The organism is Rhizobium sp. B21/90, assembly GCF_019355815.1.
Taxonomy (GTDB): domain Bacteria; phylum Pseudomonadota; class Alphaproteobacteria; order Rhizobiales; family Rhizobiaceae; genus Rhizobium; species Rhizobium rhododendri.
In genome coordinates this window covers 132,805-157,659 of record NZ_CP072166.1, presented here as the reverse complement: position 1 = coordinate 157,659, position 24,855 = coordinate 132,805, and the positions used below count along the sequence as shown (strand labels likewise).

The following is a 24,855-nucleotide window of genomic DNA, read 5'->3' as shown; positions in this document are numbered from 1 at the left end:
TATGTGAAGCCTGTATCGGGATATCTCTCTCAGCTGCCGGCATGTGCAGACCCCTTCCTGAGCGCGATCGCTGTCTTCGGCATGGAGACCGACAGGCTTATCGCTCTGGAGGCGGACTACAAAGTCGAAGCCTACAGCCCGTCGCTGTTCGTGGCCTGCGATATCGACTTTCCCTCAAGGCTGGCGGGCGCGGTGGCGAAACGCCAAGGCGAATTTCTGGCGGGGCGTGTTCTCGCCCGCGCCGCGCTGGAGTGCCTCCGTCGCGGCAACGTTCCGATCGCTATTGGTGACCAGGGCGCGCCCGTCTGGCCGATCGGGATATCCGGGTCGATTAGCCATTCGCACGGGAAATGCGTCTGCCTCTTGGTTGCCGATGAAAACAGACTGGTGGGCATCGATGTGGAAAAGGTGGCGACGGGCGCTGCTCTCGACGCGATTTTGAAAGAGGCGCTGTCCCCGGAGGAACGCAACCGGGTTCTTCGGCAGACGAGGTTTGACGCCGCTCTCTTGGCTACCCTGATTTTTTCCGCCAAGGAAACCATCTTCAAGGCATTGCATCCCGTCGTCCGGCAATTCTTCGGGTTCGACGCCGCCATCTTCAACGGTATCGGCGACGATGATCGTCTGCGCTTTTCGATTGTGCAGTCGCTGGACAAATGCATGCCCAAAAACGCGGAGATCCGGATCGATTTCGAGACCGACGGCGGGTTTGCCAAGACATGGGCGATCCTGGATCGCCATATGCTGGAACCGCGCGCCGGCTCGGCTGCGCTGTTCCAGTCCCTGCGCCGTCCACGTCTGTCGACGGCGCAGAGGTCCGATCGCACCGATTAGGCAAGGGCAGACCTTGCCCGCCCATCATCGGCGGCAGGAAAGAAGCCCGTGGCGATGAAATGTTCGACGTAGCGGTCGAGCACAGCATCCGTTATCGGCGGTGGCGCGATGTCCAGGCCGGCCAAGGCGGCCTGGACTGCTTCCTGGCCGAGCGCCGATTCCACCGCCGGACCGTCATACTTGTCGAGGTGCTCGACGAGGAGCAGGATGGACGACAGGGAGTCGTCGTCCCGCCTCGTCCGCTCTTCCGCTGCCTGTGCCAGGCGCTCGCGCCAAGCCTCGAAGGGCATGATTTCCAGATGATGGCCAGCCCTTTGCGCCGCCTCCACAATGGCGCCGATGCTGGTCTGCATGCGGTTGGAGAGATGATAGGTGGCGCCGGGATCCCCGCGCTCGACAAGCGCAACGAGTGCCTTGGCCACGTAGTCGACTGGCGCAAGGGTGAGGCGATCGGATCGCAAGGCGGGCGCTGCCCCAAGCACAAGCATCGACCGGATGAAATGCCAGAAGCCGACGCTGGTGCTGCAAGCTCCCGTCACGCTGTGTCCGCTAACGCGACCGGGCCGGTGGATGGTGACGGACAGGCCCCTTGCCGCGGCCGCGTGCATCAGCTCTTCGGCCACCCACTTGCTCTGGACATATCCGGTACTCTCCACCTCGCCGATGGGCAGGCGGGTGCTTTCCCCGATGACGGGGGGATTTGCCCCACGCCGCGCGACGACCGAAGCCGTGGAGACGAAATGGACAGGCGTGACACGGCTTCCCCCGGCTGCCAGCCGCAAGATCTCCTTCGCGCCCCCGACATTGATCGCCGCGAGGCGCGAATATGGATCGAATTCGTTCGTCGCACCGCCATTGTGGATGATCACATCGAGGTCGTCGGCAAGCGCGGCGAACGTCTCCTCAGTCAGTCCGAGACGAGGCTGCGACAGGTCGCCGGGAAGCCCGACGATTCGGTGCTCAAAGACATCGTCCCACAAGCCATGGAGGGTCAGCGACTGGCGTATCCGCGCCGTGGCACCCGCCTCATCCCTTGCGCGCACTAGGCAATGAATCCTGGCCTCGCTATTCCGCAGCAACTCGGCCAGGATGAAGGAGCCGATGAAGCCAGCGGCGCCGGTGAGCAGCACAGAGTTGATGGTTGCCAGAGCGGGCCGTGGCGTAATGCCCCCATGATCGGGGACGGCAATGTCGGGCGGCAGGACCAGATCCGCGAGCATGAGCGCCGTCTCGCGATCCGCATCGGCGGAGCCTGCCTGCACAGGGGCGATCCCGTGTGTCGTCCCAAGGGACAGGGCGAGGGCTGCGGGCGTCGGGTGATCGTATATCTGCCGGACGTTGATGCCCGGGCCGATCGCATCGCGAAGCAGGCCGACAAGCCGGACGGTGAGGAGGGAGTGGCCGCCGGATTCGAAGAAATCGTCGAAGCGGCCGATCGGCCGGCGGTCCAGCACGGAGGCGAAGAGATCGCAGATAATCCGCTCGGTCTCGTTGATCGGCAGCGCAGTCCGGACCTCCGCCGTCGCCGGATTGGGGAGCGACGCGATGTCGAGCTTGCCGTTGATGGTTCTAGGCAGGTCTTCCACGAATACGATGACGGCGGGCACCATGTAGGATGGGAGTTGCAGCCGGAGCCGCTCGCGCAGGCTATCCGCGTCGGCCACCTGAGCGTCGGATACCACATAGGCGATGAGGCGCACGGAACCGTCCGGGGTGGGGTTTCCCACGACGGCGGCGCGCTTCACCCCCGTCTGCGCGACCAGCGCGTTTTCGACTTCAGCCGGTTCTATGCGATAGCCGCGAATTTTCAGCTGATTGTCGGACCGGCCGAGATAGTCGATGCCCCCATCCGGCCGCCAGCGGCACAGGTCCCCGGTGCGATAGATCCGTTCTCCGGCATTGCCGAAGGGGTTTGCAACAAAGCGATCCGCCGTCATTGCGGGCCGCCCGACATAGCCGCGGGCCAGACCCGCGCCGCCGAGATAGAGTTCGCCGGTGACGCCCACAGGCGCCGGATGCAGTCCCGGGTCCAGAATATGTGCGTCCGTGTTGGCGATCGGCCGGCCAACGGTCGGCTCGGAATTTTCGGCAAGGTCCGCACCAAGTGCGTTGATCGTATATTCGGTCGGACCGTAGAGATTGTAGCCGCCGACACCTGGCGCCTCCCGCAGCCGTGTCCACAGATCCTGGCCGACCGCCTCGCCTCCGAGCGAGACGAAGACGACGCCGGTTCCGTCCCTTCCCTGCGGGCGGTCCCGTTCGAGCAGTCCGTGCTCCAGAAGATACCCGCCATAGGTCGGGGTGACGTCGAAGGCGTCGATCTCCTCGCGATCGAATAACGGCAGCAGCCGGTCTGGATCCCGGCGGAGTTCGTCGTCGATCACATACACCTCGTGCCCGGCCAGCAGCCACAGCAGCTGCTCCCAGGACGCGTCGAAGGCGAATGAAGTCGTATGCGCGATCTTCAGCCGGCGGCCACCCTGGGCGGCCAGAACAGGCGCAAAGATGGCCATCCTGTGATTGATGAACATGCTGGTGAGCCCGATATAGGGCACGGCGACGCCCTTCGGTTCTCCGGTGGATCCTGAAGTGAAGATGATATAGGCCAGATGCCTCAGGCCTGCCGGCCGCTCGCTTTCCGGCAGAGTATTCGGGAGGCGTTCAAGCTCGGCCTTCGTGGCGGGGTCGTCGAGCAGCACAACCCGCGGGTCATTGGCATATTCGGGAGGCAGAAGCGCCGTCATCTCGCTGACGCTGAGAATGACGGTTGGCTGCGATTGGTCCAACATCGAGCGGACCCGACTGACGGGCGTCTCTGGATCGATCGGAACATAGGCCGCATGGGCGGCGAAAACACCGAACAGCGCCACGATCATCAGCTCCGAGCGGGGCAAAAGCAGCGCGACTCGATGCTCCGGCCAGACACCGCGCGCCTGGAGAAGATGCGCCAGTCGGTGCGCCGCTGACGCCAACTGGTCGAAGGTGAGCCTGGCATCGCCGGAGGTGACGGCATTGTCATCCGGCGTGGCCAGCGCCTGTTTGACGAGCAGATCGGCAACGGAGAGGGAACCGATCTCCATGTTTTCTCCCGAGATGGATCGCGGCAGCAGGAGGCTGGTCTCCGGCAAGGCGTTCACAGCGAGCAGCGGGAGGTCCGCATCCCGGGCAAAGGCGTTCAATATGTGCTCGTAGGCATGGATGATCGCCTCGGCCTGCTCCCCCCCGACGATGTCGCTGCGGAACATCAGCCGCAGATCGATCGTCTCGCCCGTCGGCGTGACCGACATGCTGAGGGGATAATGGGTCGCGTCGCGAACACTGGCATGCCCGATCCGGATGGCCTGGTTTCTCGGAGATTCGAAAACGGGCAGGTTCTGGACGGAAAAGAGCGTGTCGAAGAGCGGACTATGCCCGGCGATCTGCTGCAGGCGCGTGAGATTGACATGAGAATGACGAAGGGAAACGGCCTTTTGGGCGTGAAGAGCGCCGAGCGCTGCCTTTACCGATTGCGGTCCCGCGGCTTCCACACGCACGGGAACCGTATTGAACAGGAGGCCGATGATTTCGCTCACCTGCTCGATGTCCGCCGGTCGGCCCGATACGACGTTTCCGAACACGACGTTCGAAGCGCCGCTCAGCCGCATGAGGAGTGTGCCCCACGCAAGCTCGAGGACGGTGCTGAGGGTCGTGGACGCCGAGCGGGCCAGCCGGGACAGCGCCGTGGTTGTTCCGGCGTCGATGGAGCGTGCGCGCTCATGGCTGTGCTCGACGCTTGCCTCCAGGCCACGGGCGGCGGGATAGAGGATCGTCGCTTCGCTGCCGGCGAGCACCTGGTTCCATACGGTCTCGGCATCAGCCATGTTCTGCCCCGTGAACCATCGTAGATAGCGCCCGAAGGAAGGTGGAGGCGCCGTGCCAGCGGGGTCCAGGTAGAGCTGGACGATGAGGCGGTAGAGGAGGCGGATCGACCAGCCGTCAAGCAGGATATGGTGCGCCGTCAACAAAAGCCGATTGAGACCGCCAGCGTCGGCGTCCGGCATGCCGATGAGCGCAAACCGGATCAGGGGCGGACGGGCGGCATCGAACTGGGCCGCATATTCCTGGTCGGCGATCAGCCTCGCCCGATCCTCGTCGGCGGCCCTTTCGAAGCGCCAGGGAACCTTCACATCGGCAGGTACGACCTGCACCATCCTGCCGCCGATTTCCGCGAAGCCCGCGGTAACGGTCGGCGTCAGTTTGATCGCCGTTTCGACGGCCCGGTGAAGACGATCGGCGTCGATTTCGCCAAGGAGATCCAGCGAGGTCTGGGATATGTAGACCTCGTTCGAGCCTTCCGCTGCGCCCACGGCGTGAAAGCGCAGGCCTTCCTGGAGAGGCGAGAGCGGCAGCACGGTGCGCACGGTGCCGAAGGATTCCTCGATACGCCGCAGATCCCAGGGGGACAATTCCAGGATTCCGTCGTCTTCGGATCGTGCGCCGCCATCGGCGGGAGCGGCCGCTGCCAGGAATTCCGCAAGGACGCCCCGCCACGCGTCGATGAGGGCGTCGATTTCGGAGGCGCTGCGGCGCGCACGAATGCCAAGCCATGCCTGCTTGCGTCGCGGGTCGATCCTGATCGTCCACCGCTCTCCTTCCTCGTGGATATCAGCTTCAGGCGAGATCGGTGCATCGCCCTCGTCGGTGGTGATGATGGCAAGCGTCAGGTCGGGTCGGGGCGTATCATCGAGCGCGCCGGCCACATCGGCGCTGACGTCGCGCGCGAGAAAGTAGCTTGCGGCGAAGTCGCCGCTCACCGGCTCGGGGTTATCGAGCCCTGGAACATGACGGGCGGCGCGGATGAAGCTATCGATGCGCTGCGGCGAAAGCTGGCTTTCCGCGGCGCCTTCCTGCGGAGCCGCTACGAGAAAAGGAAAACGTCGTCTGCACCATCCGGCGGCGGTTCCCGTGGTGGTGTTGGCGAAGCGATCTCGATCGGCTTCATCGATCTCAAGCAGAAGCGGAGCGGCAGCCCGCCGCTTTGTCCAGATGAGGGCAGCCATCGCGGCGACCCGGAGCGCCGCCGGATCGGGCCTCTCCCCGAGGCCAGGGAGTGCCATGCGGCGCTCGGTCGATATGAAGGGATTTTCGGAAAATTCGCCCGTCGGCGCGCGATCGGCGGCCTCGTCAAGCATGTCGAGCCAGGATTCGGTATGGGCGACCATGTCCGTCTCCGCCGCGAAGTCGGCGGTGCGGGTCAACCAGTCGGCGTAGGATCCGGCCCTGTTCGGGGCCGTGGGCCTGCCATTCGACCGCAGCGGAGAAAGCTCCGCCAGCAGCACGTTCCACGACTCGTCATCTATCCATCGCCCCGGAGCCTGCAGCTTCAAAAAGCGCTTGGGCGTGGCGGAATCGCTTCCCGGAAGGACCTCGAGCCAGGCGACAAATCGCTCGGCATCCCCGGCGGTTGCAGGCTGTTCCAGCAGCACGGGGGCGTCCCAGAGCCGGGCGGTGGCGGCAAGGTCCCATCGTCCGTTTTCCGCGTCGCGGCGCAGGCGCAGCGCGTCGTGCCGCCCGAGCAGGCCGACAAGGGCCGCAACGACATCGGCTTGCCGAACGCCGTCGGCCAGCTGGATGGAGCGCATCGTAGTGGAGGAGGCCCCCTGACGCGCCGCCAGTATCGTTGCAAGGGAGGAGGCCCGCGGGGTCAAGCACCGTTGTCCGAATTCCGCGAATTGCGATAGCCGCAACTGTGGGTGATGGGCTGCCTGCCCGAGGATGCCGATCACCAGATCGAGCAGATGTCGCGCCGTGGTTTCATCGAAGAGATCGCGGGCATAGAGCAGCGACACGCCGATCCGTCCGCCCGCTCCTTCGTCATGGACGACGAAGGTCAGATCGAACTTCGCCTGGGTCTGCCGCGGCTCCTCGAGACGCAGGGTCGTATCGCCGAACCGCAGAACGGGCCAGGGTCTGGTGGCGGTCACCATGACGCCGAAGAGCGGATTTCGCGCGACGGCGCGCGGCGGATTGATGTGCTCGACGACGCTTTCAAAGGGTGCATCGCTGTTGTCGAGGGCCTTGAGGCCGGTGTCATGGACGCGTTGGAACAGCTCCGAGAATTCGGAATCCCGCCCTCGATCGACACGCACGACCACCGTATTGCTGAAGAAGCCCACGAGCTGGTCGAGCGAGGAATCATGGCGTAGGTCGACTGCGGCGCCGAGGGGAATGTCCTGTCCGGCGCCCACGCGGCCGAGAGCAACGGCGACGGCGCACTGTAGCGCGACAAGTGGCGTACCGCCGTAGGTTCCGGCTATTCGCCGCAGGGCTGCCGACAACCCTTCCCCGAGCCATTCCCTCACCTGGCTGCCGGAGAAGCTCGGTGTAGTCGGGCGAGGGCGGTCGAAGGGAAGCGGGATCTCCGCGGGAAGGTCGGCCAGCTGGGTCTCCCAGAAGCGCAGTTGGCGGGCATGCAGGCTCGCCGGTGTTTTGGGATCGCCGAGATGCCGCTGCTCCCACAAGGCATAGTCCGAATAGCGGATGCTGGACGCAGGCGGCGACGCATCCGATCCGGCGCCATGCCCATAGGCCCGCTCCAGATCGGCGAGCACGATTCCGAATGACCCTCCGTCTCCGGCGATGTGGGGCAGGACGAGGATGATGGCGATAACAGCCGCGCCGCTTCGCACCACCAGCGTGCGCAGGGGCGCATCAACCTTTAGATCGAAGGGCTGGTCGCGGGCCCGGCATGCGAGGTCGTCCAGCCTTTCCTCGATCGTCTCGGCAAACTCGTTCGATGCCGGCGTCACATCGATCTCCGTCACGTCCGGCGCAAGATAGGGCTCGATGACCTGCTGCGGCGCACCGTCGGCGCCGGCCCGGTACCTCGTCCGTAGTATCTCGTGTCTGAGCACTACCTGCTCCAGCGCTGCGGTCAGGGCCGGGACGGAAAGGGATGAGTTTTCGTCCGGCCGGAGCACCAGGCAGAAATTATAGGCCGCGGACCCTTCGGCAAGCTGGGAGTGATACCACATCCGCCGTTGCGCGTTGGAAAGGACAGCGGGACCGTCGCGCTCTTCGCGCCGCGGGCGATCGTTGGCGACGGATTGCTCCGACTGCAGAAGACCCGCGCCCGCGAGCCGTTGCAGCAAAAGCTGCTGCTTGCGATCCGAAAACATCATTTCATTTCTCCTGTCTGATCACGGCGAAGGCCGTCGAATGGGGTGTCGAGACCCGGCTGGCCAGTCGTCTTTGCGGATAGGCGTCGCATGGGATGAAGGGCGGCTTCGCGGTTGCTGGCAAACTGTCGCAAAAAGCCTCGGTCACATGGGCTCGTCCTCGGTGGCCGGACTGACTATCGGGTCGAGCGCCACAGGGACCGCACCCGTGGCGCGACGCGCGCCGCCGCCGCCTGCTGCCAGGCAATAGATTTCAGACCCTCGCGCTCTTTCTTGTGTAAGCGCCTTGGCGTGCCGGTCCGTCCAGAGCTCTCCAGGCCTCGCTAGCGGAACGCCGGGAGGATAGGGAATGATATAGTTCCGGCTATGCGAGCCAATGGCGGGCACGAAATCCTGCGGGCCGGCCGGTCGTGGAGCGGGTGGTGGCGATCTGAATTCCGACGCCAGCAGCGACAGGCCTTTCATCAGCGCAAGCAGATCGAACTCGGTAACGCCAAAATGCAGACGCACGACGAGATGATCGCCGGCTACCGCGATGAGCACGTGGTGTTCGCTTAAGAGCCGATCCCTGATGATACGCGAGCGCGGCCCGACAAGAAGGCATAACACCAGCGGATCAAGCTCGTAGTAGGGGCCAAGCGACGGGGACGCCAGAATGTCGGCGGTGACAGGGTCTTGGCGCAGCATTGCTTCGAGTTTCGTCTTGATGACGACGGCATTGGCAAACTCGGTGGCGCCGAATTGCTCGGCATGCGCGCGCGCAAGATCGAGCGAGGTCAGGATCGGCCATGACGGGGAGGTGGTGTGAATGCGATACCGCGCCAGGCGCACTTTCTCGATATCGGAGGAAGAGCCGAGGACGTGAAGGTAGGAACCCTGCCGCAGCGCTGCCATCGTCTTGTGCGCCGAATGCGTCACCAGGACGGGTGCGAGCAGTGGCAGACGGGAAGCAACGGCAAGGGCGGTGGAATCGACAAGCGAAGGAACAAACGCGTGCAGTGCCGACCAGGCTTCATCGATGACGATTGCCGTCGTCGGAGACGATTCGACCATGACCGGCAGAGCGCGATCAAGACGCAGCTTTCGACCATCGTAACTTGTGGCTGAAAGCACCAGGATATCGAATGGTCGACCCTCGGAGGCGCGTCGCGCAAGCAGCCTCGCCGTTTCCTCAATGTCGATGCACGGGTTTTCCACCGTGCCGGCGCAAGGCGAGGACACGACGTTCATTCCCTCGGCAGCAAAGAGCAGTGATTGGTGAGCTGTGCAATCTATCAGCACGTCAGCGCCGGGAAAGCGGAGAGATTCCAGGGCGATTTGATTGCTGGTCGTCGTGCCGCTGGTGCCGAAGAACGTTGCATCTGCGCCGAATGCCCTGGCCGTCCTTTGTTGTGCGTCGGCAAGCGGCCCGTGGGGTGTGAAGAACGAATCAACGGCGCTGCCCGACCAACTTGCGTCTATCCGCGAAAGGTCGGCGCCGAGTATTGCGCGATACTGCTGTGCGAATTCCGGGGATGCAGCCTCAAGGATGGCTGGCCACGGCACCGCGTGAAAATTGTGGCAACGTCCATGGCGCGTGAATTGTGCCAGATGTGTTGCCCGCGGCGTATTGAGGTCGCCACTACGCACGGTCTGAATCCTGACGTGAGATTGCAGCGATCCACGCGTTCAGCAGTGCCCGCGCCATGTCCGCATCGCCGGCCGCGATCTCCAACTCGGTTTGGCCTTCGATCTCCTGCCAGGATGCGACAATCCGGTAAAGGCGATCCGTACCCCGGACCATGCCGGCGTCCGGCCACGATCGCGGCGTGACGGTACGCCGTACGAGAAGGCCGGGGCCACCCGCGACAGGCCTGCGGCGATCGATAAAGGCGATATACAAGCCCCCGTCGCCGGGTGCGTCCCGGGCGCCAGCGCGCGCCAGCACGGGCGCCGCAAGAAGTGGGCCGATCCCGTCGGGCTCGACCTCGACATCCGCAACGACGAGATCGCCTTTGGAGACATCGAGAGCAGCAGACAGCAGGGCATGCATGTGAAGAGTTTCAGCGGCGAGGTCCATCGCGGCCCTAACCCTGACATCAGGTCCCTTTGACAGGATCTCGTCCGGTCCGACCCACCATGGGCATTTCGGGCCCAGGTCAATGATCGATTGCCAGTCGTGGTGGATGGTTGCTGGAACCGGCGCGAAAGGATGCATCGCGGCTTGACCGCGACCGCTCGCGTGATCGGCGCGCGTCGGCATCATGTGTTCCGCCGCAAGGTGTATATAGATGTCATCGGCTATTCGCCTCAGCGACAGGCCATCGATCGCGGCGGCGTGCGCGACCAGCAGGGCGGCATCGGGGGTGAGGACTACGGCAATCACGGCGCCCGCGGCAATATCGATCGCCGATCGCGCCGCCTCTATCACCCTGGCTGGGTCGGAACTCGCGATCTCGATGACCTTGGCGTCACGCCCGTCCCCGGCCATCCGAGTGGCGCGCCACAGTCGTCCCCTGACGGCAATCCCCTGTTGAAGCGTCGGATGGCTCGAAATGGCTTCCGCCAGCGCCGCGCGCAAACGGTCGGGCTTGGCTGGACCTCGAAGTGGCTCCCACGTCACGAATTCGGACAGGGGCAAGCCGGAAAGCCGGAAGCGATGTACCTGCGCCGGAAGAGAGATGGGCTTCGCCTGTTCTTCGACCAATGGCGGGAGCTGCTCCACCAGTTGGGCGACGGTGGGATACTGGAACACCGCCGCCGCCGGAAATTCGAATCCGGCAGCGTTGGCGCACGCCGCGAAGGACAAGGCCATCAGCGAATCTCCGCCAAGCGTGAAAAAGTTGTCGTCGATGCCGACGGACCCGCAGCCGAGAAGCTCCGCCAGGATGCGCGTCAGATTTTTCTCGCGATCGTCTCGCGGCGATCTCGATGAAACATCCGGCGCGACCACCCCCCGCGGCAGGGCCTGCCGGTCGATCTTGCCGCCCTCGAGCCGCGGCAATGACGGCAGCACGACCACCTCGGCCGGGACAAGCGGGCCCGGTAGGCGATCGGCCAGCCGTGCGCGGAGCCTCGGCCCGTCCTGCGGTCGCAGGCCGTCGCCCGACACATAGGCGACGAGTTCCATTGTGGATCCGATCCTGCGCGGCAGAATGGCCGCCTCTTTCACATCGGGGGCGGCATAAAGTTCCGCGACGGTCTCGTCGGGCTCTACTCTGTAGCCGCGTATGTTGACCTGGTCATCGACGCGGCCGGCGAGCTCAAGCCGCCCGTCTTCGCGCCAGCGAGCGAGATCCCCGGTGCGGTACAAGCGGTCGTGCCCGGCAAAGGGGCTGGCAATGAACCGGGTCGCGGTCAATGCCGGCTGGGCAAGATAGCCGCGGGCGAGCTGTTGTCCTTCGACATAGAGTTCGCCGAGCGCGCCCGGCGGAGACAGCGTCAGATCTGCGGTCAGCACGTAGCAGCAGGACCCGGGGAGCGGCCGGCCGATCGATATGACGCCGTTTGCGGCATCTTTGCTGCTTATCCTTCCGGCCGTGACGTCTCCGGTGGTTTCCGTGCATCCGTAGGAATTGTAGAGCGGCACGCTTTCGGCTGTCCGGTAGATGGAGGCCGCAACGCCGGGAAGGAGGGGCTCGCCGGTGGAGAGAACCCGATCCATGTCGGACATGACGTCCGGCGCGGCGATTGCGACGGCCCCGATCAGCCCCGGTACCGCCATGAAGTGTCCTATGCCGTGGGTTTTCAGAAGGCGAGCGAGCGCTGCCGCATCCCTGGCTTCGTCATCCGTCGCAAGAACGATGCATTCGCCAGTGACGAAGGCTTCGCAGAGCTCTGCCGTTGCATCGATCGCCGTGGGTGCGCTCTTGGCAAGGCGGGTGCCGCCCACGCCCCCGCGCCAATGGTCCGACACCCAGACGGTCCGCGCCGCCAGCGAGCCATGTGTGGTCACGACGCCCTTCGGCTGGCCGGTGGATCCCGATGTGAAGCCGATATGGGCTGCTTCAAGCCGATGGGGGCTGTGGCCGGGATCGATGGCAGGCTCGGTTGCCGCAGCCATGACTGCATCGATGGAGACGACGGGCAGATTATCGATCGCGACGTCAAAATCGCAGATCAGGAGTTTTGCATTCGCGGAACGAACGAGCTTCTGCAAGCGGGCTTCGGGATGGCGCGGGTCGAGCGGGAGGAAGATCGCACCGCATTTCCAGATCGCCAGCGGCGCGACGACGGTGATCAATCCGCGGCTTGCAGCGACAGCCACGACATCCTGCGCCCGGATACCGCGCGCCATCAGGTGCGCTGCCAGTCGATTGGCCTGTTCGTCGATCTCGAAGAAACGGAAACGATCCGGGCCGCTGACGAGCGCAATTCGCGAGGGCTTGCTCTTTACCTGGCGGCGCCAGTGGTCGAGGACGGAAACCGGGTTTCGATCGATCTCGGCTCCGCGGGAAAGCCGAAGAAGGCGGTCACGCTGCGGGGCCGGCAGATGGCTGACGGTCGAGCAAGGCTGCGCGGGGTCGGCAGTCGCCGCGAGCAGTATCGATTCCAGATGGTCGAGCATGTCGAGCACGGTGGCGGTCGCGAAAAGCTCGCTGCGGAACGTCGCTTCCACCTCCAGGGCGTCGCCTGTCAGAAAGCCCTGGAAGGTCAGGGCAAACGGAGAGGAGCCGTTGAACACATTGCTCCATCGAACCTCGACCTCGGGCAGGTAGGGACCACCGATGTCGCGGTCGAGGAACAGGCCGAGCGTGTCGGTGAAGTAGCCGTGGCCGGCCTCGCGCACAGGCGCGAGCGCGGAGACGATCCGTTCGAAGGAGACGTCGCCATGGCTGACCGCGTCTGTCACGACACGCGCCGTCTGCGCGACGAGTTGGCGGAACGTTGCGTCTGCAGACACTTCGAGACGCAGCAGGACCGTGTTTCCGAAGTTGCCGATGAGCGCGCCGCTTCCCGGCTCATGCCGATTGGCGACTGTCGTGCCGATGGTGATATCGGATGCTCCGGTCCAGCGATGGAGCAGGAGCGCATAGGCGGCGATGAAAACGGCGAAAGGCGTTGTCTTGAGGCTGGCGGCGGCCGCGCGCAGGCCCGTGGCGCAGTCGGTCGGCATGACGCGATCCAGGCGGCTTGCCCTTTCGCTGGTGCGGGGGCCGGACGATTGGATGGTAGGCAGGGGCAAAGCCGGCGGCAATGGCGTCAGCGTTTCACGCCAGTAGCTGAGCTGTGCCTCGAGGTCTGCGTCGGAATTGGGGGAGCTCCGATGCGCCGTGATGTCAGCATACTGGATCGACAGGGGCTCGATCGCCAGCCCACGATAAGCAAGGCTGAGATCCCGACTGAAAATACCGAAGCATCCGCCGTCCCAGACGATATGATGTACCGTCAGCACCAGCGACCATCTGGCGGCATCTATCTTGACCAGATGCGCACGGAGCGGCCCGGAGGAGGCGATATCGAACGGCGCGCAGGCCCTGTCGCGCGCCACGCGCTCGGGGTCGCCGTGTTCGACGATATGGACCTCAGGGGACAATTGGGCGTGAATTCGCTGGTAGGGCTGGCCTTTCGCGTCCGTCGGATAGGTGGTGCGCAGGATTTCGTGGTGATCGACTACGGCGGCAAGCGCGGCGAGCAGCCGGGACACATCGAGAGCGCCGGCAAGGTCGATGCGGATGCAGACATTGTAGGCGCCGCTGGCGGGATGCAGTTTCTGATGCAGCCACATCCTGTGCTGGGCGTCCGATAGCGGTGCCACATCGGCGTTCGGGCGTTTCCGGATCGCCGTGCGTTTCACGCCATTCTGCTCGAGCCGTCGGTGCAGGAGTTCAATTCGCGAATTCATGGATTTTACCAGACCTCTTGGACTGCATCGCGGATGGTGTTGTCCAGCTGCGAAAGGAGTTCGGTGATGGTTTCGCTGCAGAAGGCGTTCCGGGCGTAGGTGGCCTCGACATCGATGACGGTTTGCGCGCCGCGGCAGCGCACGAAGACTTCCAAGCCCAGTGGAACGAGGGGAAACTGCGTCGCGTCGTTGTGAAGGCGCTGCCATCGGGTAGCGATGCCCGGGAGGCGCGGGCCTTCCGTTCCGCTCGGAATGAAGACGACCAGTGAATCGAACAGGTTGGGCGGCGCCGCGATCTCCTGGCCGCCAAGGGCTTCGACGACGGTTTCGTAAGGCAGATTGCGATGGGCAAAGCCTGCGTCGAATTCCGCGGCGGTTGCCCTGATCAGCGTTCGGGAGGCCGACGCGCTGCCGACCGGCAGGCGAAGCACGATGTGGTTGGCGAAATTGCCGATGAGTTTTTCCGCCTCGATATGATCGCGGGTCAGCACCGTCGTGCCAACCGTTACCTCGTCGGCGTTTTTCCTGGAGAGCACTGCGGCCCAGCAGGCCAGGAAGGCAATGAAGGGCGTCACCCTGTGGTTGGCGGCAAGGCGCGTCAGGTCAAGCGATGACGCCAGCCGGTAATCGACGCGGCCGGCCGATTCCGGGTCGGCTGCAATGTCGCCGGTGTTCGTCCTCAATGTCTTCGGCGGACGGGGAGCGGCGAGGCGGCGTATCCAGTATTCCCTGTCATCGTCGGCAATCCGGGGCTGACGGTTTCGGTCCCATTCTGCGATGTCGGCATAGTGAACGAGCAGCGCCGGAGGGTTGGCCGCGCCCGCCTCGTAAGCCCTTTCCAGTTCCTTCGAGAACAAGTCGAAGGTGGCTCCGTCCCAGATGATATGATGCACGACAAGCGCAAACATGATCTCGTCGACACCGGTGCGGAAGAACAGCAGTCTGAGAGGCGCCTCCGTCTCCAGGTCGAACGGCGTGAGCAACGAGGCCTTGGCCAGCGCCATGGCTTCTTCGCCGGAGACATTGGCGAACGACTTTGGAACCCGCATGGATTGCCTGATGTGCTGATAAGCAACGCCATCCGGGCCGCCATGGTAGGTGGTCCGAAGGATTTCGTGCCGCTCCACGATGCGATCGACGGCTGCTGCAATCCTGTTCTCGTCCACCAGTCCATTGAATATGATGACAAGGCCGAGATTGTTGCTGACGCTCCCTGGAAAAGCCTGCTGATACAGCCAGGTTTGCTGCTGGGCAGAGGACAGAACGGCTTGGCGAGGATCAGCCCGGCGCGGAATGCCATCGCCTTTCGCCGCTCCCCCCAGCCCCGCCGATGCGAGCCGCTGCCGAAGCAGCGTTTGGCGGTCCGCGATCATGCCGCCGTTCCGGTCTTTCGGGAGCTCGTGTCGGACGCAGTCTCGCCGAGATGGCTGGCGACCTCGTCATCGGACATGGCTCGGATTTCGAGGACGATGGACGCCACTTCGTCCAGCCTGGCGGGATCGCCGTCCTTGCGGAGCTGATCCGCAAGCTCGGCAATGGTGGGAGAGCGAAACAGGGCGCGGAGCGTCACCGCGTTTGTGTCGAGTTCTTCCCGCAATCTCGAGACCACTCTTGCCGCCAGCAGGGAATCGCCTCCCAGCGCGATGAACTCCTCGTTCACGCCAATATTTTCCAGACCTAGAATTTCCTCCCATGCGCCGGCAAGGACGCGCTCGAGATCGGTGCGGGGCGCGACATGGTCGGATCGCTCTGATTTGGCCCAGATCAATCGGTCCAGGGCGTCCGAGTTCGCCCCGCCATCGGCGTTACGCGGCAAGCGGTCGACGACGATGATCCGGCTCGGCAGGAGATGCGATGGAATCCGCCTTGCGAGCTGGGCGCGAAACGCCTTGCCTGTCATTCTGGTATCCGCTTCCGTGGACGGTTCAAACGCGACTACAGCGACAAGGCTCTCGTCATGCCGCACCACGGCGACCTCGCCTATACGACCATCGGATCGTATCGCGTCCTCCACCTCCACGGGCCATACCGGAATTCCGTGGACGTCCACGCGATCGTCATCGTCACCGAGCAGCCTGACCCCTCCGCTTTCGTCCGCGCGTCCCCATGGCCGGCGACCCTGCTCGTCTTCACCGGCAAACAGCAGGCGGCCCGCGACATGATCAGGACGATCGCATCCCGCGGCATCAACGATCCGGACATCGCGATCGCCAGACCGGCGACGCTGCGCGTTTGCGGTGGAAATCCGAATGGGTCGATTCCATGCCGCGGGTTCGTCGATAACCTTGTGCAAGACCTGTTCGAACGCGGTGAACATGGCATCGACAACGCCCGGCGCCAGGGCATCCTCCCGGGTGTCCCAGTTCACCAGCAGTCCATCCTCGAATTCGGTGACCTGCGCATCAAGAAGAACTTGCGGACCTTGCGAGATGACCCAGACGGGCCGGCCGACGACGGCGGTGACATCAGGCGCGAAAAGCTCGCCAAGCCCCAGCGCGCTTGTGAACACGACCGGCGCCAGTACCGTTTCGCCCCGTTGGCGGCCGAGATCGCGCAGCACATCGAGACCGGTATGGGATGCATGCGCTGCATCGGCATGCATGCGGGCCTGCAGCGCCCGAACCCTGTCGACAAATGTCAGCGGCTGCCGCAGATCGACCTCGAGCATGACCGAGCTGGAGAAATCGCCAACGATCCGATCGATATCGGGGTGGTTGGCCGCGCGATCGAACATCGGGACATTGAGCAGGAAGTGATCCGTCGTGCTCCAATGCCCGACCACTTCGGAAAGCACGGTCGCCACGGTCATGGCCACGGTCACGCCGTTGCGACGGGCAATTTCGGTAAGCTGCTGCTTTTGTCCGGGTGCCAGCCAGAGATGCCGGCGCGCAACTCTGGGGGTTGCATCTCGAGACGTTGCTTCGATCACTTCGGGCAGGATCGGCGCCCCCGGTAATGTCGGCAATCGCTCTCGCCAGGCTTCGGCGGCCTGGTGTACGCGCTTTGCGTGGCCGGATCGCGTGCCTGCAAGATAGTCCCGGTAATTTAGGCCGAGGGGCGGAAGGTTCAGGGAAGGCGAGCCGTAGAGCGCCGCGAAGTCGGCGAGCAGGATCCGATAGCTGACGGCATCGGCGGCGATCATGTCGACATCGAGATGGAGGCGCGTCGCGCCATCGGGCAGCAGGGTCAGCGCGACCGACATGACTTCGCCATTGTCGATATCGAGGGCCTGATGGGAGAAGGCATCGCGCATGCGGGACAGATGATCTTGCACGTCGGCCTGGGAATGTCCGCGCATGTCGTGCACGGCAAGCGCGGCGGAAAGCTTCGCCAATACTTCCTGCCTGCCGTCGGAGGTGATGCGGGTGCGCAGCGTTTCATGGCGCTCCAGCACACGCTCCAGCGCAGCCTTCAGCCTGTTCGCATCGATTGCCGGATCGGTGGCGGTGGGGGGATGATCGAACTCCGCATAGAGATGGGCAGCAACGCCACCGAGCCTCTGCCCCGCACTTCGTCCCACCCAGTAGGCGTGTTGCATCACGCCCAGCTGTGTCGGTTCGCTATTGGCCTCGCCTTCATCGGGGGCATCCGCCGCATGACCGCTTGCCGGTTCGGCGCCGTCGTCTGCGGCCTTTTCGCTGCCGACCAGTCTGTCCCATGCCGCAAGGGTCGGCTCCCGCGCTAAATCCCCAAAGCTGACCTGCAGCCCGCCACGCCGCAGGCGATTGACAAGCCGCAGAAGTCCGACCGAATCCAGCCCGGCTTCAAATAGGTTTTCGCCGTCTGAAATGGTCGCGGGCTCCTCGCCGAGAATTTCGACGACGACATCACGTATCCACCGCTCGTTGCTTATGTTCATCTGTTGTTTCCTCAGTGATGACTAGGGACGATTGCCCAGGCGGCGGCGCAGCAGTTCCTCGCGAAGATTCGCCCTAGCCGTCTTTCGCGGCGGAGGCGGGGGCAGCGCGGCCCGGTCTAGTTTTCTGTTGGAGGTAAGGGGAAGTGCTGCCAGCAGCATGATGTGGCTGGGAACAAGATGCGCCGGCAGCAGGCGTGCCAGGTGTACCCGCAGACCCCGCTCGTCGAGCGTCCCGCCGGCCATGACGACATAGGCCGCGAGGCAGTCCTCACCTTCGTTTCCGTCAGGATCCGGCTTGACGGTGACCGCGCTCGCTGTGACGCCCTGATAGGCATCGAGCGCTGCCTCAACCTCGTTCGGCTCGATCCGGAACCCCCTCAATGAGAGCTGGGTATCGGCGCGGCCGATGAAATTCAGGTTGCCGCGAAGGGGCCGCACGAGGTCTCCCGTCCGATAGAGCCGGCCGCCGTGGCTGTCCGGATCGGCCACGAAGCGCGTGGCGGTCAGGGCGGGACGGTCGAAGTAGCCGCGCGATACCTGCGCACCGCCCAGATAGAGTTCGCCCACCTGGCCGTCGGCGACCGGACGCAATCCCTCGTCGAAAACATGATCGCGAAAGCCCGGCAGCGGCCGGCCGATCGGGCTTTCGCTGGAGGCGAGGCTCATCTCCGGTAGGATATCGATCGCGGTGACGTGCACGGTCGTCTCGGTTATCCCATACATGTTGACCATGCGCGGTCGGGACGGACGGCGGGCGAACCAGGCGGACAGTCTTGCCGGATCCAGCGCCTCGCCGCCGAATATGACCAGCCTCAGAGCGTGGAGCGCCTTCGCGCCATCGGCGTCGGCCCGCTCCAGCGATGCGAAGGAAGACGGGGTCTGATTGAGGACGGTGACCCGCTCGGCTTCCAGCAGCGCCAGGAACTCATCGCCGGACCATGTCGCTTCCGATGGAACGACGACCGTGCGTCCTCCGGTCAGCAGCGGTGCCCAGATCTCCCAGACCGAGAAGTCGAATGCGTAGGAATGAAATGCGGTCCAGACATCGGCGGGACCCAGGTCGAACATCGGTATCGTGGCGTCGAGAAGCGTCAGCACGCACCGGTGCGAAACGACTACCCCCTTTGCACGGCCCGTGGAGCCGGAGGTATAGATGACATAGGCCGGCTGATCGGGATGCAGGCCTGAAAGACGCTCGCTATCCCGAATGGGGGAGGCATCCCATGTCCCTTCCTCCTCATCGGCGAAGAGATCGAGCCGAGGCAGGTCATTCTCTGGGATCCGGACGCCGGGAGCGCTGACGATCGTCACCGGCCTGGCGTCCGATAGGAGATAGTCGAGGCGCGCGGCAGGATAGGCGGGATCGAGAGGCAGGTAGGCGGCACCGGACTTCAGGACGGCGAGAAGGGCGACGATCAGATCGGTCGAACGCGGCAGGGAGACGCCGACGATGCGGTCCGGGCCGGCACCTGCCGCGATCAGCCTCCGCGCCAGCCGGTTCGCGCTTGCTTCGAGCTCCGCGTAGCTCAGCGATCGTTCCATGGACGTGACGGCAATCGCCTTGGGATAGCGGGCGGAGAAATGCGCAAATCTTTCCGGAAGAGTGCTCATCTCGCCCTCCCGAGAAGGTGGATTCCGGCCGGACCGGCATGGTCGATGCGCTGCTGTGTCGTCGGCATGCGTAGCCTCTTTGATGCCCTGAAATGATGGGTTTCATGTCGCGTCAGCGACGCGACCTCTTGAACAGCACCCGGCTTACTGACGGGTGCCGACAACACAAAGTCCTCCCTTGCTGCAGCGAGGAACGATCGCTTCCTCTGCTCTTTGGACGTCGCTCGGCAGCGCCAGGATGCATGCGAGTTATAATCAAACGGGACGGTCCCGTCTAGTGAATGTTGACTAAAGTTCTCATATTTTAGAGGCGCACGTATCCACGCCAGCGTTATCCCAGCGCATTGATGAAGGTTTGCAGCTTGGTTCTGGTTTCCAGGTATTCCGTTTCCGGATCGGAGCCCGCAACGATGCCAGCCCCTGCAAACACGGTCGCCCTGTTTCCGTTGACGACCCCGCATCGCAGGGCGAGAACCCACTCGCCGTTTCCCTCCGCGTCTATCCATCCGACGAGACCGGCGTAGAATCCGCGGTCGCACTCCTCTAATTCCGCGATCGCCCGCCGAGCGGCGTCCTTTGGCCAACCGCCGACGGCGGGCGTCGGATGAAGAGCGTAGGCAAGGGCGATGGGCGATACATTCTCCCGCAGCATGCCGGTGATGTAGGTTCCCAGGTGCCAGATGACCGGCGTCTGCACCAGTTGCGGTTCACTGGGCACGTCGACCTTGTCGGCGAATTGTCGGAATGTCTCGCCAACGGACTGGACGACCAGCGAATGCTCCGCCAGGTCCTTTTTTGAGCGCAAAAGTCCGCGGGCGGCCTCCTCGTCCGCCAGTGCATTCACGGCGCGGGGTATGGAGCCTGCCAGGGGCGTGCTGCGAACCCTGCCTCTGTCGCTGCTTAACACCAGTTCCGGGCTAGCGCCCAGCAACACGGAGGATGTCCTTTCGTGACCATCCGGCAGATCCACCCGGTAGACATAGGCGCTGCCGTTCCGGGCGCAGAGACGGGTGTAGACTGCATCGATATCGATCGGCGCGCCGAAATCGACCGTCACGCTGCGCGCAAGTACGACCTTCTCCAAGTCACCCGACTCGATCCGCCTGAGCGCTTCCGTGACGCTCTCCCGATAGGCGGGAGGGTCGTCGCCATGGACCTCGAAGGCGTTGCTCCGTGCGTCCTGCGGAAGCGGCGTCGCTTGGTAATCCGTGCTGAATTCGACCTCCTCGGGAATGTAGAAGACAGCCTGCGCGCCGGCGTCGAAGGGCACCAGGCCGACGACGATTGGCTTGGTGGCGTTGTGCGTCTTGTCGTTCATGGCCGTCATAGCGACCGCGACGGCCGCCGCGACGGAAGCGCCGTCCGAACCTTTTGGGCATATGCGCTGAGCGACGCCGCGGGTGCGAAGCCGGTATTCAGGCGTTGTCAGATCGAACCGGGCATTCATATGACTATCTCCGTATAATCATCGGGGGGGGATACGTTGTTCATGTCCAGCTACGGCCCCTTGCGACCCACGCGTCCGTCCATCGGTCCCGACCAAGGCGGCATGTCTGGAGGGCGCAATCGTCCCGCGGCTGCAGCGCCGTAGGCGGCTGCACCCATCTTGGACAATTGCTGCGTATGCTGGTCGTCGAGGGTGGTGCGGCCTAGGCCGGCGCGCCCGTCGGGTCCGGCAAGGCCTCGCCGAACCTTTCCAGGAGACGCTTCCGGTCGATCTTGCCGAAGCGCGTCAGGGGGATTTCATCGACGATGCGAATGGTATCGGGAAATTTGTAGGTCGCCACGCCGCGGCTCCTCAGAAAATCCCTGAGATCGCGCAGGCTTGGCGGCCTCTCGGCCGGGCGCACGATGGCGCACGACGCCTGGCCAAGGCTGACGTCGGGCACGCCGATCACGGCGATATCCCGCACGGCCGGGTGATCGAGCAGATACTCCTCGATCTCGACCGACGAGAATTTTTCGGCTCCGCGATTGATCTGGTCGCCGGCGCGCCCTTCGACGACCAGATGGCCCGTGGGAAGCCGGCGCACCAGATCTCCGGTGCGATAGAAACCATCGGCGGTGAAGGCGCGCAAGTTGACTTCGGGCGCCGCCCCATAGGCGCGGATCGTATAGGGACCGCGCGTCCAGAGTTCGCCGACGTCGCCGTCCGACACGTCGGCGCCCAGTTCGTCCACCAGGCGGATCTCGTCATGCGGCGACAGCGGCCGGCCCTGGGTCGTTTCCACCAAATCGACCGGATCCTCGTCCCGCGTGAAATTCAGCAGTCCTTCCGCCATTCCGAAGACCTGCTGGACGCGCACGCCCAGGAAACCATGGATGCGGGCGGCGACGGACGGGGCGAGCTTTGCGCCGCCGACCTGGAGAACGCGCAGGCTGGACAGATCGGCATCATCGAATTCGCGCGCCTCCAGCCACAGCGCCGCCAGGGTGGGAACCGCAGCCGTGACGGTCACCCGGTGCCTTGCGATCAGCGAGAAGACGGTGTCCGGGCTGGGCTCGCGCGCAAGCACCACGGTGCCACCGGCGATGAAGGTGCCAAGTATGCCGGGGCAGGCGAGGGGAAAGTTATGCGCCGCGGAGAGGCTTGCGAGATAGACCGTGGCGCCGTCGAAGCCGCAGAGTTCGGCGCTGGCGCGCGCGTTGTATTCGTAGTCGTTATGGGTTCGGGGAATGAGCTTGGGAAGCCCGCCGGTTCCGCCCGAATGCAGGAAGAGCGCGACAGACGAGGCATCGATATCGTCGATTTCCGCGGGATCGTCTTCCAGATCGACAAGCTCGCCATAGCTTTTCAACGCGGGATCGCCGCCGGTGTCGCCCACGACGAGGATCTGGCGCAGCGACGGCGCGGCCTGCTTCACGCGGCGCGCAAGCGATCGGAAATCATAGCTCGCCTCGACGTCGGCGACCACATAGGCGACGGCTCCCGACCCCCGGGCGAGATGGCTGACCTCCTGTTCCCGGTGGGTCGGGAGCACCATGACGGGGATCACGCCTGCCCGGATCGACCCGAGCAGCAGGGTGACGAGCTCGATAACATTGGGCAGTTGCAGGATGAACCGGTCACCGCGCTGCAGACCCCATTTGCGCAATGCCGATGCCACCCGGTCCGTCGTCCGATCAAGCTCCGCATAAGTCAGCTGCCGTCCAGCGGTATCGATGAGCGCAATCTTGTCCGGATTGATCCGCGTCTGCTCGCGGACGGAAGCCGTGAGGTCCTTCCCGCGCCAGTAGCCCAGTTCGCGATAGCGTTCGGCCAATTCAAGCGGCCACGTCCGTAAAGTCGTTTCAGGCATGTTGCACCCCGGTATCCGCTGAAGCTTCGACCGCACCGGCCCGAGCGGGCCGCCGTCTGAGATAGTCGATGATGAGGCGGTTCGTCTCTTCAGGTCTTTCGAGGTACCCGAAGTGGCCCGCATCGGCGATTTCCACGTATTCCGCGCCCGGGACGACATCCGCCACCTCCCGGCTCAGGCGGGGTGGTATGGCGGCGTCGTCTGCAAAGCCGACGACCAGCATCGGAACGGAGATGGTCCGGTAGTCGGGGCGGCGGTCGTCGAGGAGCTGCGACAGCTGCAGCTGCGCTTTGTGTCCGGCAGTGATCCGTCCGTCATCGAATGCAAACATATCAAGCCAGTCCTGGGCCCGACCTTCGTTGCAAAGGGTTGCAGGCGACAGGTACTGCAACGCCATGACGGCGGCACGATAGTCGGCGGGTGGCGGAAAGCCGCTTTCGGCGAGTGCGATCTCGCCGCGCGTCATAGCCTGCTGCACGGGATCCAGACGGGCATGCGCGGCAAGCGCAACGACGCTGGACAGAAGATCGGGTCTGGCGAGCGCCGTCTCGACTACGATCCTGGCGCCGAGCGAAGTGCCGATCAGCGATACCCTGGCGCAGCCCAGGTGCTCGATCAACCCGACGACATCCTGGACCATGTCCGCCATCGTGAATCCGTCGGGGCATTCGTCCGTTGGCGGAATTCCCCGGTTGTTCATGGACACGACCCTGAAGCCGGCAGCCGTGAGCGCCGGCGTCTGGTGCACGTGCCAGACGCGGGCAGGGCTTCCCGTTCCCATCACCAGCAGCACCGTGTGGCCGGAGCCGCCGGTATCCTCGTAGGCGATGCGAATGCCGTTGATTTGAGCTGTGATCACGCGACGCTCCCGGCTCGAGCGACGAGGAAGCGGCTGACGCTGCGCATCTTCTCGCGCGTCTCCTCGAGCTCGCGTTCAGGATCGGACTGCGAGACGAGGCCGGCGCCGGCGCGAAGCCAGGTGGTTCCCCCGGCCTGGTAGACCGATCGCAGAACGAGGGCCGCATCCAGTCCGCCCTGGATGTCTATGGACAGTACGGCGCCGCTGTAGAGCCCTCGGGGCGTATCCTCGCGGAGGCCTATCTCCCTGCACGCGTCGCGCTTGGGAATTCCCGATGCGGTCACTGCCGGAAAGACGCTGCCGAAGGCATCCCAGCAACTGGCGTCCTTCCGCAGTTGGCCGCGCACACGCGAGGCCAGATGCTGAACGCTGCCCCTGGCAACGACAGCCATGAAATCCTCGACGAACACCGTTCCCGGCTCGCTGACCTCGGCAATTTCGTCCTGCGCCAGCTTGACCGACAGGGCGTGTTCATAGATCTCCTTGGGATCACAGAGGAGTTCCTCCCGCAGCGCGGCATCGCGTTCAGGCTGACCCGTCCAGGCCCGCGTGCCGGCAAGCGGCTGCGCGACGATGGCGCCGGTCGCCGAGACCTCGATGATTGCTCCCGGGCTGACGCCCGCCGCCGCAATGCCGCCAAGCCGCAGCAGGAAGGACCGCGCTGGCGTATTATGGCGACGAAGCATCTGGTAGCTGGCGACCAGATCGATATCCTGAGACACAGACACTCGACGCGACAGGATGACCTTGCGAAGCCTGATGCCGTCGATCGACCTGATAGCACCGCGGGCCGCATCGACATAACCGCTAGTGTCGCTGATCTCGTCCACCTGCACGATTTTGGCCGGTTCCTCCGGCCTTGCCTCGCGCAGCGCCGCCTCCCAAAGATCGGCGATGTCAGGATCGGAGACAACGAGCTTTGCCTCGCCGGCGCGGATCCGTGCCTCATGTTGCGGCAGAACGAGATAGAGCAGCGTTCCGGCATGATCGCCGATAGGCAGGCTTTGCAACAGGTAGGAGAGTTCGAACGCCGCCCAGCCGAAGATGCGCAGCTGTTCGCCCTTGTTATGGGAAAGAACGCTCGCCACCATCGCCCGAACCTGATGCAGCGGTCGGTCGGTGAGAGGCTCGGTTCGAGAGCCAGCAGGCGTCGTCAAATGAAGGCCCGCCCGATCCAGCCGGATCTCCGTCGCGCAACCCGCCGCAAATACGATTTCCCCGGCCTTTTCGTAGAGGATGTAAGGCTGCGGCTCCGCGCCGGTACCATCTTGCCGTCTTTCCGGCACGTGCGAAACGCTGCCGTCCACGGCCCGGGCAAGGGCGCCTGCCGCGGTGAAGATATCCACGGTCAGAGGCACCATGCGCGTCGTTCCCGGTTGCGCTATGCCTGATGTGATAAGGGTCATGGCGAA

At 64.3% G+C, this 24,855-nt stretch carries 11 protein-coding genes; 1 reads left to right on the top strand and 10 read right to left on the bottom strand.

All coding sequences use genetic code 11. The features are described 5' to 3' along the window. Positions 1-3 precede the first annotated feature (3 nt). The gene (locus J5278_RS30260) at positions 4-834 is read left to right on the top strand and encodes a 4'-phosphopantetheinyl transferase (protein WP_209186683.1); all 831 of its coding nucleotides are present in this window, start codon (positions 4-6) and stop codon (positions 832-834) included. On the opposite strand, the gene J5278_RS30255 is transcribed toward J5278_RS30260, so the two are convergent. From J5278_RS30255 to J5278_RS30210, 10 genes are all read right to left on the bottom strand, one after another. Next, positions 831-7,994 (bottom strand): non-ribosomal peptide synthetase, encoded by a 7,164-nt coding sequence (locus J5278_RS30255; protein WP_209186684.1) that lies wholly within the window; start codon positions 7,992-7,994, stop codon positions 831-833. The two genes, J5278_RS30260 and J5278_RS30255, sit on opposite strands and share 4 nt — an antisense overlap. 141 nt (positions 7,995-8,135) lie before the next feature. Beyond that, positions 8,136-9,620, bottom strand: a complete 1,485-nt coding sequence (locus J5278_RS30250) for a hypothetical protein (protein WP_219259497.1) — start codon at positions 9,618-9,620, stop codon at positions 8,136-8,138. Next, positions 9,613-13,815, bottom strand: a complete 4,203-nt coding sequence (locus J5278_RS30245; RefSeq protein ID WP_209186686.1) for a non-ribosomal peptide synthetase — start codon at positions 13,813-13,815, stop codon at positions 9,613-9,615. The genes J5278_RS30250 and J5278_RS30245 overlap by 8 nt, the downstream gene beginning before the upstream one ends. A 5-nt stretch (positions 13,816-13,820) precedes the next feature. Then, the gene (locus J5278_RS30240; protein WP_209186687.1) at positions 13,821-15,188 is read right to left on the bottom strand and encodes a condensation domain-containing protein; all 1,368 of its coding nucleotides are present in this window, start codon (positions 15,186-15,188) and stop codon (positions 13,821-13,823) included. After that, on the bottom strand, positions 15,185-17,674 hold the full coding sequence (locus J5278_RS30235; protein WP_209186688.1) for a condensation domain-containing protein: 2,490 nt from the start codon (positions 17,672-17,674) through the stop codon (positions 15,185-15,187). Before J5278_RS30235 ends, J5278_RS30240 begins: the two co-directional genes overlap by 4 nt. A gap of 21 nt (positions 17,675-17,695) precedes the next feature. After that, positions 17,696-19,285: an amino acid adenylation domain-containing protein gene (locus tag J5278_RS30230; protein WP_209186689.1), complete on the bottom strand. Its 1,590-nt coding sequence runs from the start codon at positions 19,283-19,285 to the stop codon at positions 17,696-17,698. Between the two features lie 331 nt (positions 19,286-19,616). Beyond that, the gene (locus tag J5278_RS30225; protein WP_209186690.1) at positions 19,617-20,732 is read right to left on the bottom strand and encodes an isochorismate synthase MenF; all 1,116 of its coding nucleotides are present in this window, start codon (positions 20,730-20,732) and stop codon (positions 19,617-19,619) included. A gap of 202 nt (positions 20,733-20,934) precedes the next feature. Continuing rightward, entirely contained in the window at positions 20,935-22,584 is a 1,650-nt protein-coding gene (locus J5278_RS30220) for a (2,3-dihydroxybenzoyl)adenylate synthase (RefSeq protein ID WP_209186691.1), read from the bottom strand. Continuing rightward, the gene (locus J5278_RS30215; RefSeq protein ID WP_209186692.1) at positions 22,577-23,443 is read right to left on the bottom strand and encodes an alpha/beta fold hydrolase; all 867 of its coding nucleotides are present in this window, start codon (positions 23,441-23,443) and stop codon (positions 22,577-22,579) included. Before J5278_RS30215 ends, J5278_RS30220 begins: the two co-directional genes overlap by 8 nt. After that, entirely contained in the window at positions 23,440-24,849 is a 1,410-nt protein-coding gene (locus J5278_RS30210) for a salicylate synthase (RefSeq protein WP_209186693.1), read from the bottom strand. The genes J5278_RS30215 and J5278_RS30210 overlap by 4 nt, the downstream gene beginning before the upstream one ends. Positions 24,850-24,855 lie beyond the last annotated feature (6 nt).

Bases quoted from the DNA above. Each gene is read 5' to 3' on its own strand.
- J5278_RS30255 (WP_209186684.1), bottom strand. From the start codon at position 7,994: ATGATGTTTTCGGATCGCAAGCAGCAGCTTTTGCTGCAACGGCTCGCG.
- J5278_RS30245 (WP_209186686.1), bottom strand. From the start codon at position 13,815: ATGAATTCGCGAATTGAACTCCTGCACCGACGGCTCGAGCAGAATGGC.
- J5278_RS30240 (WP_209186687.1), bottom strand. From the start codon at position 15,188: ATGATCGCGGACCGCCAAACGCTGCTTCGGCAGCGGCTCGCATCGGCG.
- J5278_RS30235 (WP_209186688.1), bottom strand. From the start codon at position 17,674: ATGAACATAAGCAACGAGCGGTGGATACGTGATGTCGTCGTCGAAATT.
- J5278_RS30230 (WP_209186689.1), bottom strand. From the start codon at position 19,285: ATGAGCACTCTTCCGGAAAGATTTGCGCATTTCTCCGCCCGCTATCCC.
- J5278_RS30225 (WP_209186690.1), bottom strand. From the start codon at position 20,732: ATGAATGCCCGGTTCGATCTGACAACGCCTGAATACCGGCTTCGCACC.
- J5278_RS30220 (WP_209186691.1), bottom strand. From the start codon at position 22,584: ATGCCTGAAACGACTTTACGGACGTGGCCGCTTGAATTGGCCGAACGC.
- J5278_RS30210 (WP_209186693.1), bottom strand. From the start codon at position 24,849: ATGACCCTTATCACATCAGGCATAGCGCAACCGGGAACGACGCGCATG.